The organism is Paenibacillus piscarius (genome assembly GCF_022234545.1).
Lineage (GTDB): Bacteria > Bacillota > Bacilli > Paenibacillales > Paenibacillaceae > Paenibacillus_AQ > Paenibacillus_AQ piscarius.
The window spans coordinates 121,655-134,914 of record NZ_JAIEUI010000008.1 but is presented as its reverse complement, the minus strand read 5'-3'; the positions used below and the strand labels follow the sequence as shown (position 1 = coordinate 134,914).

14 protein-coding genes are annotated in these 13,260 nt (G+C 51.6%); 5 read left to right on the top strand and 9 right to left on the bottom strand.

Features of this window, described 5'->3' with window-relative positions:
* Window positions 1-170: 170 nt before the first annotated feature.
* Window positions 171-707, top strand: a complete 537-nt coding sequence (locus K1558_RS15135) for a GNAT family N-acetyltransferase (RefSeq protein WP_238652440.1) — start codon at window positions 171-173, stop codon at window positions 705-707.
* Between the two features lie 204 nt (window positions 708-911).
* On the opposite strand, the gene K1558_RS15130 is transcribed toward K1558_RS15135, so the two are convergent.
* The gene (locus K1558_RS15130; protein ID WP_238652439.1) at window positions 912-1,478 is read right to left on the bottom strand and encodes a lysozyme inhibitor LprI family protein; all 567 of its coding nucleotides are present in this window, start codon (window positions 1,476-1,478) and stop codon (window positions 912-914) included.
* Window positions 1,479-1,663: 185 nt separating this feature from the next.
* On the opposite strand from K1558_RS15130, the gene K1558_RS15125 reads away from it, so the two are divergent.
* From K1558_RS15125 to K1558_RS15115, 3 genes are all read left to right on the top strand, one after another.
* The gene (locus tag K1558_RS15125; RefSeq protein WP_238652438.1) at window positions 1,664-2,053 is read left to right on the top strand and encodes an ArsR/SmtB family transcription factor; all 390 of its coding nucleotides are present in this window, start codon (window positions 1,664-1,666) and stop codon (window positions 2,051-2,053) included.
* Window positions 2,054-2,059: 6 nt separating this feature from the next.
* Window positions 2,060-2,899, top strand: a complete 840-nt coding sequence (locus K1558_RS15120) for an aldo/keto reductase (RefSeq protein WP_238652437.1) — start codon at window positions 2,060-2,062, stop codon at window positions 2,897-2,899.
* A gap of 76 nt (window positions 2,900-2,975) precedes the next feature.
* Window positions 2,976-3,965, top strand: a complete 990-nt coding sequence (locus tag K1558_RS15115) for an S-layer homology domain-containing protein (protein WP_238652436.1) — start codon at window positions 2,976-2,978, stop codon at window positions 3,963-3,965.
* An 87-nt stretch (window positions 3,966-4,052) separates the two neighbouring features.
* Here K1558_RS15115 and K1558_RS15110 read toward each other — a convergent pair whose 3' ends face one another.
* The 4 genes from K1558_RS15110 to K1558_RS15095 all read right to left on the bottom strand — a co-directional run bounded on the left by K1558_RS15110 (window position 4,053) and on the right by K1558_RS15095 (window position 8,573).
* Complete coding sequence (locus K1558_RS15110) at window positions 4,053-4,988, bottom strand: helix-turn-helix domain-containing protein (protein ID WP_238652435.1); 936 nt, start codon at window positions 4,986-4,988, stop codon at window positions 4,053-4,055.
* A gap of 48 nt (window positions 4,989-5,036) precedes the next feature.
* The gene (locus K1558_RS15105; protein ID WP_238652567.1) at window positions 5,037-5,891 is read right to left on the bottom strand and encodes a carbohydrate ABC transporter permease; all 855 of its coding nucleotides are present in this window, start codon (window positions 5,889-5,891) and stop codon (window positions 5,037-5,039) included.
* Window positions 5,892-5,978: 87 nt separating this feature from the next.
* Window positions 5,979-6,917, bottom strand: a complete 939-nt coding sequence (locus K1558_RS15100) for an ABC transporter permease (RefSeq protein ID WP_238652434.1) — start codon at window positions 6,915-6,917, stop codon at window positions 5,979-5,981.
* A 27-nt stretch (window positions 6,918-6,944) separates the two neighbouring features.
* Entirely contained in the window at window positions 6,945-8,573 is a 1,629-nt protein-coding gene (locus K1558_RS15095; protein ID WP_238652433.1) for a type 2 periplasmic-binding domain-containing protein, read from the bottom strand.
* Between the two features lie 400 nt (window positions 8,574-8,973).
* Between K1558_RS15095 and K1558_RS15090 the strand changes: the two genes are divergently transcribed.
* Complete coding sequence (locus tag K1558_RS15090) at window positions 8,974-9,945, top strand: S-layer homology domain-containing protein (protein WP_238652432.1); 972 nt, start codon at window positions 8,974-8,976, stop codon at window positions 9,943-9,945.
* 82 nt (window positions 9,946-10,027) lie between these two features.
* On the opposite strand, the gene K1558_RS15085 is transcribed toward K1558_RS15090, so the two are convergent.
* From K1558_RS15085 to K1558_RS15070, 4 genes are all read right to left on the bottom strand, one after another.
* Window positions 10,028-10,942: a GNAT family N-acetyltransferase gene (locus K1558_RS15085; RefSeq protein ID WP_238652431.1), complete on the bottom strand. Its 915-nt coding sequence runs from the start codon at window positions 10,940-10,942 to the stop codon at window positions 10,028-10,030.
* A 98-nt stretch (window positions 10,943-11,040) separates the two neighbouring features.
* Window positions 11,041-11,682: a LysE family translocator gene (locus K1558_RS15080; RefSeq protein ID WP_238652430.1), complete on the bottom strand. Its 642-nt coding sequence runs from the start codon at window positions 11,680-11,682 to the stop codon at window positions 11,041-11,043.
* A 19-nt stretch (window positions 11,683-11,701) separates the two neighbouring features.
* Complete coding sequence (locus tag K1558_RS15075; protein WP_238652429.1) at window positions 11,702-12,133, bottom strand: Lrp/AsnC family transcriptional regulator; 432 nt, start codon at window positions 12,131-12,133, stop codon at window positions 11,702-11,704.
* A 227-nt stretch (window positions 12,134-12,360) separates the two neighbouring features.
* Window positions 12,361-13,149 carry an SDR family oxidoreductase gene (locus K1558_RS15070; protein ID WP_238652428.1) on the bottom strand — a complete coding sequence of 263 codons (789 nt, stop codon included), beginning with the start codon at window positions 13,147-13,149 and terminating at the stop codon, window positions 12,361-12,363.
* Between the last annotated feature and the right edge of the window lie 111 nt (window positions 13,150-13,260).

The following is a 13,260-nucleotide window of genomic DNA, read 5'->3' as shown; positions in this document are numbered from 1 at the left end:
TAGCACCTCCTTCGTTCGTTATATTATACAAATATAACAATACATAATACATTTTGCAAAACGGTTAATTAAGCTCCTTGACAGTAAATTTTGACTACAAGAGTATTTTCCCAATCTCAAGGAAGAAATTGAAGTAATATTATATTAAAAATAGCAGTTGGAGGTCGTTTATGTTGAGCGTGGAGTATAGAAAATTAGCGATTGAAGATTGTGTTCTAATAAATGATATTAATCCATCACAATACATAAATAATGCCTGGAGAGAAGTTGATGGAAAACGCCAATTAGTCAAAATCAATTATCAAGATACTGATTGGGCTAATGGTTATGAACACCATTTCAATAGTTTAAAAGCAACTATTTTAAATAATGGTGAAGCGGTTGGTGCTTTTGATCAAAATAACAAATTAATAGGGTTTATAACATTAAACCGTGAGTTCTTTGGTGAAAATTATAAATACGTTTTATTAGACCAATTATTTATTTCGTTAGAGCATAGGAATAAAGGAATCGGTAAAATGCTATTCTTAATCATCGCAGAAAAAGCTAAAGAGTGGAAAGCAGATAAAATATATATTTGTGCTGGTTCTGCCGAGGAGACTATTGCATTTTATTTTGCAATTGGCTGTAAAGAGACGGTAGAAATGAATAAGAAACTATACGAAAACGATCCAAACGATTATCAATTAGAGTTTCAGCTTCAGTAATCTGAAGCAGTGCTCACCGAGCAGCTCAAGCTGTATGCGGAGGTTGACAGGCAATGCTCGCTTGCCTCCGTCTAAGATAACCGGATTATGAAGCAGATGGCACTCTTCGGCCAGTCCCGCGCTCATCGCCTGCCCGGCAAGTCCGGCGCCGTTAATCGTAATGTCGGCTACTATTTCGCAAGCTTCATATCTTCGAATCCAGCTCTACTTTTTGCCTTGGTATACAAACTCAACTTCACCATCCAGCAAAAAACGATATTCAAACAGCTGCATGGTTCTTTCTCTAATTCTCTCCATTGTAACCGTGTCTAGGCTTACAGATCCTTGTGTTCCAAGATAGCCATTATCAATAAATGTCTTCCCTACAAACTCTGTTTCCCTCAAGTGATACTTTAACCATTCTCTCTGCGATTCAATTAGTGCTTGCTTTGATTCTCTATCCAACTTAGCAAGAAGCTTGTTGTATACCTGATTCAACTCTTTATCCCAAACCTCTGTATATTTGCCTACCAACGCCCTCCATGCAAATGTTGTGAATTCTTCGGAATTTTGAAATTCATTAAATTCCACTTCATAATCATGATCTATAGGATTCTGAAGCATTTCATCATAAAATTCCCCTTTGAGATCATAGTTCCCAATGCTCTTGGGTAACATATTACCTTTCATTATTGATTTAGTTTCGCTGTTCAACATTGTCGGCTGACTGCTATTGTGACAAGCTGATAAAACTGTCGCTATAAAAAATAATAAGAGTATCTTGCCTTTCATAGATTATCTCCTTATATAACTTTCTTATTTACGAACTTCACAAACGCCCCATACCTTAAGTATTCGTGAAGTGATTACACTAACCTGCCCATTCGTCTCGATTTGCTTTACCAATGCTCATTTGCACTTGTCCCATGCTATAATCGTTCAAAAGATTAAACCATTGATTGAAGGTGATTGGCACATTGGACAATACTGAGCGGAAGGAACGATTGAACGGGCTGGCAGCAGCTTTTCGTGAATGTCAGCAGGCCTTATTTGCGGTTGGGGACCCGACCCGGCAATTGATCATTCTGTCCCTGATTGATAGCACCGGGGAATGCAGTGAGGGCGGCACACGGGTCGGAGAGATTGCTTCGAGAACCAGCCTGTCCCGCCCCGCCGTCTCCCACCACCTGAAGATCCTGAAGGACGCCAACTTAATCGGGATGAGACGGAAGGGGACCAAAAATTACTACTATTTGGAAGTCCAGCAGAGCGACCTGTTCAAGCTGAAGCAGCTATTTGACGACTCTGCGGCATTTATTTACCAGCTTCAGGATGGGGCCACAACTACAATGGAAGAGGAAGGGTGACTCGCAATGGAAAATTTCGTGCTGAACAACGGTGTGCAGATGCCCAAAATCGGTCTAGGCGTATATAACATCAAAAATGAAAATGAAGATGCGCTGCTCTATGCACTCGAACAAGGGTACCGCCATCTGGATACTGCGGCAGCTTACCGCAACGAAGAGCTGATTGCCAGCGCGATCCGGAAATCCGGAGTGCCGCGAAGCGAGCTTTTTATCACAACTAAAGTATGGAGTACGGACCTGGGGCGAAAGACCCGTAAGGCGTTTGAGGACAGTCTACGCAAGCTGCAAACCGATTATATTGACCTCTACCTGATCCATTGGCCGGCCAAGAATTATATGGAGAGCTGGCAGATCATGGAGTCCTTATACAAGGAGGGTATGATCAGGGCGATTGGGGTGTCCAATTTCGAGCCGGAGCATCTGGAAAAAGTCATGAAGCAGGGCACGATCATCCCCGCTGTGAATCAGATCCAGACGAACCCGCTGCTCCAGCAGGAAGCGCTTCATGACTATATGAGCAAGCATGGGATCCAGCATGTGGCCTGGAGCCCGTTTGGACACGGCAACCAGCAGATGCTTACTCACCCTGTACTCACCGGGATAGCAGCCAAGTACGATAAGACAGCGGCGCAGGTCATCCTGAGGTGGAACCTTGAACGGAACATTGCAGTCATTCCCAAATCGGTTACTCCCGCAAGACTGAAGCAGAATATGGAACTGTTTGACTTTACTCTGTCTGACGAAGAGATGAAGCAGATCGCAGCCCTGGATGAGGATAAAAGAGGATTTATCGATCCCCGGAATAAATTTTACCTGTGGACTACCCGTTTTATCCCGTTGTCTTAACGGCTAAGTATTAATTTTCTGCCGACTGCAACTTTTTCGCCCTATTAACCATCATAGTATATAGAGGTGATGCACAATGAAAACTACTAACTTAACAAAGCGCGCAAAAACCATAAGCATCGCGTGCGGAATCCTGGCTGCCAGCTTGTCGTTCGGAGCGTCCGCATTTGCCTTTTCGGACCTCAAGGGAAATGCGGCCGAGACGAAAATCAACTCGCTGCATAATGCCGGTGTAATTAACGGTATTACCAATGACCTGTTTGCTCCGAATGCAAAAGTAACGAATGCACAAGCTGTACAGTTTCTGGTGAAGGGGCTGTCGCTGACCCCCAAGACAGACAGCAATGCTACAGCCAGCCAATTGTTTGATAATGTTAAAGATAATGCCTGGTATGCGTCATCGTTCGCGATTGCCAAGCAGAGCGGCCTGACGCTGGCGAAGGACATCAAGCCGAATGAGGCGATGACCCGGGCGGAATTCGCCCATCTCCTGACACAAGCACTGCAGAGCAAGGGGAGTTTCCCGGTGACCAAAATGTACTTCATGATCGAGGATGGCGATAAGCTTCCTGCAGAGGTGAATTACAGCCTGCAGGTCCTGCTGAACACGAAGGTCCTGACGCTGGACAACGGCAAATTCCGCCCGTCCGATGCCATTACCCGCGCTGAGGCGGCGGTGATGATCCATGATGCCGCTGATTTCGCCGACCGGGTCATTACGCCGAACAATCCGGGGAATGAGCCTTCCGAGCCGGAGCCGGTGCCGGAGAATCAATACACTTCTGAGGTAACGCTGGACAAAATCGCTGAAGGTGTCAACAAAGCCACCATCACGGTGGATAATCTCCCGAACCCCGGGTACGGCCTGGCTGTGGAACGCATCGAGTTCACCAGCGACACCAAAGCGGTGATCTACTTCAAGGTCACCCTGCCAGACCCGGATAAAATGTATCCGCAGATGATCTCCAAAGGCACGGTCTCCACGTATCTGCCTGCAGGCTACACTGCAACAGCAGAGCCTGTGATGGGCTCGCGCTGGCTCCAGCCGTCTGAGGCAGCTAAGTAAGCAGCACCCTTGCAGCACCATAACCAGACCACAACAAAAAGCAGTCCCTGCACTTCACAGCAGGGGCTGCTTTTTTCATCGGGAAGCCTACTTATTCTGCCTTAACCGGTTCCGGTAATCCATCGGGCGGCAGCCGTAGGTCTTCTTGAACATCTCGGTGAAGCGGTTGACATTACTGAAGCCGGTCAGCCCGGAGATCTCCATAATCTTCTTATCCGTGGTCTCCAGCAGGCTGACCGCCTCCGAGATCCGGTATTCGTTCAGGAAGTCCATCGGAGACAGGTCGAATTGCTTCTTCATGAAGCGGCAGAAGTAAGACGGGCTCATATTGACCTGCTGCGCCATGTCGGTGAGTGTGATCCGCTTGTTGTAGTTCTGCTGGACGTAGGCCAGCGTTTTTTTGGCCAGCATCGAGCTGTTGCCGCCTCTGGATTGCCCGGGCAGCTCCGACGGCGGATGCTCAGCCGCACACTTCTCCAGCCGGTACAGCACCTCGAACAGCCTGGCCTTAATCAGCATCTCATAGCCGTGCTCCTCCTGCTGATAGAGATCGCGCACTTCCTCAAGCAGAGGGATTAGCTTCAGCTCCTGCTCCAGCTCCCGGTGGATCAGCAGCGGATAGCGGCCGCCCTGCAGGAAGAGCGGGAAGATATACTGCTGCTGAATCCTGTCATTCTCCAGGCTGGTCAGGAAGTTGAAATGCACCAGCACCGCGCAGAACACAATCTCCTCCTGATCCACCCGGATTGCAGAGTGCAGCATATTGGGCTGAATGAAGATCACCTCGCCGCTCTGCACCACGATTTTCTCCTGCCCCACATGGAACTTGGCGGTCCCCTTAAGCATGAACAGCAGCTCCAGCTCCTCATGCCAATGGGAATACAGCACGAGATTATTCGTGGACGATACCTTGGTCACATGCACACTCATGCGGAACTGCCTGCTGCCGTGAGTCAGCTTCTCCTTCATATCCTGAGAGACTGGCTCGCCGATGGCTTCCAGCAGTTCAAGACTTTTTTTCATAAGAGGCTTCCTCCCTCCCGGCCCGCAGGCCCGCGTCATTACTAAGCGTTACCCCTTCACCGCACCGATCATAACACCCTTCTCGAAATACTTCTGGATAAACGGATAGATAATCAGCACCGGCACCGTCGAGACGATAATGACCGCATACTTGATCTGATCGGCGAACTGCTGGGCATAGCTGCCCGCACCTGCCCCGGCCCCTGATCCGGCTCCCCCGGCGAAGGCCTGGTTAGAGAGCAGAATATTGCGCAGGACAATCTGCAGCGGCTGCAAGCTGTCCGTATTGATGTAGAGCAAGGCATTGAAGAAGTCATTCCAGTGGCCCACCATATAATAGAGCGTGATGACCGAGATGACCGCCTTGGACAGCGGAACCACCACCGACAGGAAGTAGCGGAAATGCGAGCAGCCGTCCAGCGTCGCCGCCTCATGCAGCTCCTCCGGGATCGACGTCTCGAAGAAGGTTCTGGTAATAATCAGATTGTATACGCTGACCGCGCCGTTCACAATCATCACCCAGGGCGTATTCAGCAGATTCAGGTCGCGGATCAGCAGATACGTAGGGATCATGCCCCCGCCGAAATACATCGTAATGACGAACATCGGCATAATGAACCGCCGCGCCTTGAATTTCCGCTGGGACAGGGCATAGGCCGCAGGCAGCGTCACCAGCAGGTTCAGCAGTGTGCCCAGCACGGTGTAGATGATCGTGTTCATATACCCCTGCCAGATCCGGCTGTCCTTGAAAATCTGCTCATATCCGTAGAAGTTAACCGCCTTCGGCCACAGAATGACCTGCCCCTGGTTGACCATCGTCGAGTTACTGACCGAAGCAATGATGATGAAATACAGCGGGTACGCAACCATGATGAACGCTGCAATTCCGATCACCGCAACCATCAGCGTATACAGCCTGTCTGCAATGCCGCCTGAATAGTTCAGGCTCTGCGAATGAGAGGCTTGTTTGCTTGACATCCCATTCCCTCCTTACATCAGACTGATTTTTGAGGTGCGTTTGGCCAAACTGTTCGCCAGAATCAGGAACGTAAAGTTAATAACCGTATTGAATAACCCGACGGCCGAGCCGAAGCTGAACTGGTTGGATTTCACCCCGACGTTGAAGACATACGTGGAGATGACCTCGGACACCGGCTTGTTCAGGCTGTTCTGCATGAGGAAGGTTTTCTCGAAGCCTACGCTGAGAATGTTCCCCATGTTCATAATCAGCAGGATGATAATGGTCGGCAGAATCGCCGGAATCTCCACATGCCAGACGGTCTGCCAGCGGTTCGCCCCGTCGATGCGGGCGGCATCATACTGCTGTCCGTCCACCGAGGACAGGGCGGCAATGAAGATAATGCTGTTCCAGCCGCAGGCCTGCCAGATTCCCGAGAGGACATAGACCGGCACGAAGGCGCCGGGGTCGCCGACCAGATTCGTATCCGCCGGAATCAGATGCAGCGCTTTGAGGAAGCCGTCGAGCAGTCCTGTGGTAGGCGAGAGCATAATCTGCAGCAGGGCCACCAGGACTACGGTGGAGATGAAGTAAGGCATATATACCGTAGTCTGCAGGATGCGCTTGCGCCGGTTGCTGCGGATCGAGTTGACCACCAGCGCCAGCAGAATCGGCATCGGGAAGCCCAGCAGAATAGAGAAGAAGGCGAGAACGAACGTATTGCGGAGCGTAGGCCAGAACATCGGGCTGTTGAAATACTGCTCGAAATACTTGAAGCCGGCCCAATCGCCCCCGGTCAGCCCCTTGCTGAAATCGAATTCGCGAAAAGCAAGCTGGATGCCATACATCGGACCATAACAGAAAATGGCGATGTAAATGACTGCGGGCAGCACCATAATCCATAGCTGATAATTCCCGGCATACTTGCGCATCCGCCCGCCTCCGCGTAGTGACGTCTGTGCTGGTTTCATTGTGAGCGCTCCTTCCGTTTCCCGCCGCTATTTCAGGCTCGCGAGGTATTCCTCATACGCTTTTTGCCGGATTTGCAGGTTCTGCTCCAGACCGGAGCTGTTGACGGAGGAAACATAAGCATCCCATTCCTTATCAATATCCGCCTTGGTCGTCAGCCAGCTGGCCCATTTCTGATCCGTAATATTGTTGATGTTCGCCTGGTTCATCGCCAGCGTGTTGGTATCCTCCGTACTGTACTTCATGAAGTTCTGCGGATAGACATTGGTCTTCTCGTCCGCCTTGCTGATCAGCTCTTCATAGACCGCCTTCTCCTTCAGCACATTCTGCATATCCGTGCCCAGCGTCACCTTATCCTTCAGCGCATCGGCAATGTACATCGGTCCGTTGTCCGCGAAGGAATTCGTCCATTTCCATGAACCAGGATCGAGGGAAGCATCCGCAGGAGGCAGAATCGCAAAGGTTCCGTCCCCGTTGTCCTTAATGCCCTTATCCGTGTCATTCATCCCGCCGAACAGGACCTGCAAGCTGACCTCCGGCTCATAAAAAGCATCAATGAAGCGCATCGCCGCTTCCTTCTTCTTCGAGCTGGCGCTGATCGACACCGCATTGGAGCCGTAGTTCTGGTAGTAGTAATCATTGCTCCAGTACAGCTCATCCGTTGAATCCGCGTGCTGCTTGAGCTGCGGCAGGGTAATATACTGGTCCTTCAGCTCGTTGCCGAAGCGGTCGCCCGTCTCCCAGCCCCAGGTGAAGCCGACCTTGGCTGTGGTTCCGCTGCCCCGGGCTACCGACTGGTATTTGGAGTAATCCTGCGTGACCACTTCCTTGCTGATCAGGTTCTGGCTGTACAGCTTCTGCAGGAACTGCATCAGGGTCTTGAACCGTTCATCCACATAGAAATTCTTGACCTGTGCCCCTTCCGCGAAGTAGCCATCGCTTGCCCCGTTGGACAAAGGCAGCCCTAAGCTGCCCAGTAGCAGCTTCGGCGTGAAGTCCCAGCCGATCGGATTGAAATCCATCGGGATCTCATCCGTCTTGTCACCATTCCCGTTCGGGTCCCCGTCACGGAAGGCGACCAGCACCGTCTCCAGCTCATCCCAGGTCGTGGGAACCTGAAGGCCGAGGTTATCCAGCCACGTTTTGTTGATGAACATTGAAGCAGTCGAGGCGGGCCAGATGCCCTTGTAGCGCGGAGTGCCGTAGATTTTGCCGTCATTCTGTGTGGCAAGCGTTTTCAATTCCGGGTGATCACTGAACATCTTCTGGATGTTCGGCGCATCCTTCTCAATCAGGGGACCCAGGTCCTCAAATAACCCGTTGAACTGGACAAAATCGGAATTTGCGGTCGCATTGAACAGCAAATCAGGAATTTCGCCGCTGGCAAACAGGGCGCTCTTCTTCTGATCCCAATCTGCGGAGATCTGCTGCCATTCCACCTCAACGCCCGCCTTCTCTTCCAGATCAGTGAGCCATTTCATCTCCCCGACATCCTTGGTGAGTGAATGCTTGACAATAATCGCCTTCAGCTTCGTCTTCCCTTCCGGCGAATTGGTGGAATCCGCATCTGTACTGTTATTTCCCTTGCTGCAACCCGCGAGTGATAATCCTGCCAGACAGCCGGCCATGACTAAGGCAAGAATACTCTTTTTTCTCATTTGACTTACCCCCTTAGTAGTAATTGGAAATGCACGACAAGCATATATGCTTAAGAGCAGAGCTCTATCCGCCATGGGAGAATTGTATGAATGGTAAAAAGCTCGCGGGTGCATAATTTAACAATATATACAGTTAATTCTTCAGCAGCGTTTAAGTAAGCGTTACCACAATTATAGTTTCTCTTCCTGCGGCTGTCTCACCGTATATTACCTTTTAATCATCGTATTTTGACCTTTTTGCTGGAGGGAGTGACAGAATTCGGGGCTTTAACGGCTATTGGGTAGGTGAAAATTGACACATAATGAATCTTTTTGGGACGCGGGGTACTGCTTGTTTCGGTGGTGACTGCAACTTTTTACCGGTTCGTTCCATCTAAGAATATAAAGAGGTGATGTGAAAGTGAAGAACAGAAACTCCCGGATGCGCACAGCTAAATTCACTCTGGCCTGCGGCATTCTGGCGGCAACGGTATCTTTCGGAGCATCGGCGTCCGCTTTCTCGGACATCAAGGGCCATGCGGCCGAAACCAAAATCAATGCTCTGCATCAGGAGGGGATCATTAACGGGGTGACCAGCGATAAGTTTGCCCCGAAGTCCAAGCTTACGGTTGCCCAAGGCGTGCAGCTCATCGTGAACGGCCTGAAGCTGTCCCCGCAGCCGTCCTCCGGCAAGCAACCCGGGGATTACTTCGACAAGGTAAAGACTTCGGCATGGTACGCCCCTGCCTTCTTGGCAGCTAAGGAGAGCGGCTTGTCGTTGGACCGCTCGATTGACCCTAATGCCGAGATGTCACGGATCCAGTTCGCAGAGTTGCTGCTTCAGGCGCTTCAGAGCAAGGGGGATTTCGCGTATACTGAGAGATACGCAGAGATTACGGACGGCAGCAAGCTGTCTGCCCCGGAGATGAACAGCCTGCAGATTCTGATCAACACCGGGCTGATCACGCTGGAGAAGAACAATACCTTCCGCCCGAATGAAGCGGTCACACGTGCGGAAGCTGCGGTCTGGATCTACGATGCAGCCAAATTCGTGAAGGAAGTGATTATGATGGATAACGATCATTCCGCTCCATCCTACACCTACGAAGCCGCGGTCAAGCTGGATAAAGCCGCCGATGGTGTCAACAAAGCCACAGTTACGGTATCCAACCTGCCGAACCCGGGGTACGGTCTGGTTATTGAGCGGATTGAATTCGGCTCCGGGAAGACTGCTGTCATCTACTTCAGAGTCACATCACCGGCACCCGGCTCGATGAACCCGCAGGTCATCTCTTCAGGCACAGCGGTTACTTATCTGCCGGAAGGCTACACCGCCGTAGCGCGGTCCGTGAACGGCCCCGCGGCTTCGTCAGCTCCTTCAGCACAGAAGTAATTGCTTAGCGTTAATGCACAAACAGCGCACCGCCGGGTATCCGGGCTGGTGCGCTGTGTTTTTTTATATAGGGGATCGCTGCTTATTCCAGTTCCATGTGATAGCGGATCTCCTGACGTCCCGTCCGGAATCCGGCAGACTTGTACAGGGCAAGCGCCGAGTCGTTGTCCGTCAGCACAATCAGCTCCGCCTGCTCCAGGCCGTGCTGCTTCAGGTACGACAGCGCACGGCTCAGCAGCGCCTGGGCAATTCCGCGTCTTCGCCAGGCATCCCGGACGAACACATCCTCGATAACGCCCTTCTGCTCCTCCTGCCAGACCATCAGGCTGCCCGCCACTTGCCCGCCGTCCCGGACCACCATCGATGTCCAGAGCGGACGCTCCTGGTATTCCAGCAGCCGTTCCATACCGAGAGGATTATCCGGCCAGATCTCCGCCTCCAGCTCCAGATAAGCCGCCCGCTGCTCCGGCGTATCCAGCGGCTCATCCGCGAATTCCAGACCTTCCTCAAGCTCCGCTGCATGAATGGGTTCATGCAGATCCCGATGAAGTGTGTACAGGCTGCTGTCCGGCAGGTAACCGAGATGCTCTGCAAAATAAGCATGGCAGCTCTCCTCCGCCGCATAATTGCCGGTGCACAGGATCGTTCCATATTCCGGGGGCAGCGTGCTCTTCAGCACATGCACCCGTTCCAGCAGCAGAGCGTAGACACTGTCACGCAGCTCCGTGTCCTTTTCCCGGCCGGGCCGCAGCTTCAGATTCACGAATATCTTGTGCTTGCTCCCTGCCGCGCGTCCCGGAGGCACTACATTGAACACCTGAAGCTGGCCCTTGGCCACCATCTGCTCGCCTTCAAAGGCACAGAACACATTCGCCCAGTTGCTCTCCTCCCCCACCCACCAGAACAGCACATCCCCGCTGGCCGACACCAGCCCATACAACTCCCCAAGCGCCGCCATATCACTCTGTGTAAACTGCCGTATGATTCGATTGTTCACTCAATGTCCTCCAAGTTTGGTTTTGTAATGATCATAACATTGCCGGGCAGGGAGGGTGCGTGCAAGAACAGGTATAATTATTCTCTGCTAAGTGATGTTCATATGAACCAGGCTGCGGATTTCACCAGGGTCACTACTCCGAATGCACACATGATTCCTCCGGACACCTTGTTAAATATGGACAGCCTCATGCGCCCCCCCAGCAAATGATTGCGCAATAGCGCTGCTGCTCCCGCCAGGAAGACCCACCATAACGCCGAGCCAAGAAACACACCCGCAACCAAAGACAGCATATTCGTGAGCGTATGGGATACCAGAATGCCCGAAGCGCTGAATACGCCCAGGAAGAACATAATCGTCATCGGGTTCGACAACGTCAACAGAAACGTTATTGCGTAAGAACCCAGAGTCCCTGCTGGCGGAGGGGACGGAGGGGATTGAGGCGCTTCTTTAGCCGGAAGCTGGAACAGCGATTGTATACCGAACCCGCAGATAAACAATCCGCCAAGCACCTGGAGTAATATCTTGTAATCCATTAGTGCGGCAGTCAGAGCGGTTAGGCTGAACCCGGCAAGAATGCCATACACCGCATCTGCTGTTGCTGCCCCCAGCCCGCTGAAGAGTCCGGCTTGGAACCCCCTGGCCATCGTCTTCCTGATGCATAATACACTGATGGGTCCTACTGGAGCCGCAATGGACAGCCCCAGCAGCATCCCTTTTGTTATCCACTCCCATGGCATATGAAGCCCTCCTTCGCCACTATTCCTCTTTCAGCGTAGATAGAATGAAGAAGGTGTTGGACCTCACAATGTTATAGTGTGCCTTAAGTGTGTGTGTAATAAATGCCTCCACAGCGGACAAGTCCTCCAGCGCCACCTTCAAAAGATAATCATATTCGCCCGAAATATGGTGACATTCCAGCACCTCCGGGGATTGAATGATTCCTTCACGAAAAGCTTGGGTCTCCTGCGAACCATGGAACTGCAGAAAGATGTAGAATACACAGCTCTGCCCCATGGCCTTGCGATTCAGCTTGACGGTGAACTGCTCGATCATCCCGTTCCGCTCCAGCTTCCGGATTCTCTCCGCAATAGATGGAACCGACAAATGAATCACCTTCGAGATATCGGAGCTGGTCATACGGCTGTTCTTCTTCAGCAGCTCCAGAATTTGCAGATCAGTATCATCCATTCCGCTCACTCCTTTTAGGTAAATTATACGATATGGATAAAAAAAGAAAACGGAGTCTTTGGAACTTGTAATTTTATTAAGAAGGATGGATTATTGATTAAAAAATTTAGTTTTTGACTCAACGGATAGCAGTCATACTTAAAAAGTTTAACCCTCTATTCCGCCCTAATCCGGGCACCAAAAAAGGCCAGCCAGAAAAATGGCTGACCTCATCTTATAGCCTAAAACTAAAGCCCTTTAACCAACCCGCCATCCACCATTACGGTCTGGCCCGTACTGTAAGAGTTCGCTTCGGAGCAGAAAAAAACGATCGTTCGCGCAATCTCCTCAGGCTGGCCGTAACGCCCAAGGGGAACGCTCCGCTCGGACTCGGCACGAATCTCTTCAATGCTGACCTGCCGGGCCTCTGCCTTGAGCCCATCCAGATACAGCGTCCGGTCCGTAGCAATGCGTCCCGGCCCCACTGTGTTAATCAGAATGCCGTAAGGAGCCAGCTCACCAGCCAGCGTCTTAGCCAGACCGGCGATTCCGGTGCGGAACGTATTGGAAAGAATCAGTCCGTCGATGGGCTGCTTCACCGAGATGGAGGCGACATTGGCTATTCGGCCAGCGCCGGATTGCTTCAAATGCGGCAAGGCACCGCGGATCAGCCGGATCACGCTCATCAGATTCTGCTGGAACGCCTGCTCCCACTGTTCATCCTCCATCTCCTCGAACGTTCCTCCCGGAGGACCTCCTGAATTGGTTACCAGCACATCAAGCCCGCCCAGAGCGGAGACCGTTCCCTGTACGAACGCTTCAATGTCCGCCTTGACCGTCAGATCGGCCTGATGACTGTACACCTTCACGCCGTAACGCTCCCTGATCTCCTCCGCCGTCTTGTGGAGCTGCTCTTCATTCCGTGAACAAAGCGCGACGTTCGCACCCTCCCTGGCAAATTCCTCAGCCACCGCTCTCCCGATGCCTTTGCTGGAGGCGGCAACCAATACGTTTTTACCTCGTAGCTTTAGATCCATGCGCAACACCCTCCTTCGCTTATATTTCAAAAAGCTGTGCACGTCCTGATAAGGGAGTGCACAGCCTTAATGCTTCAGCCTCCGACCGCTTGCGGACCCGAATGCCGTTAT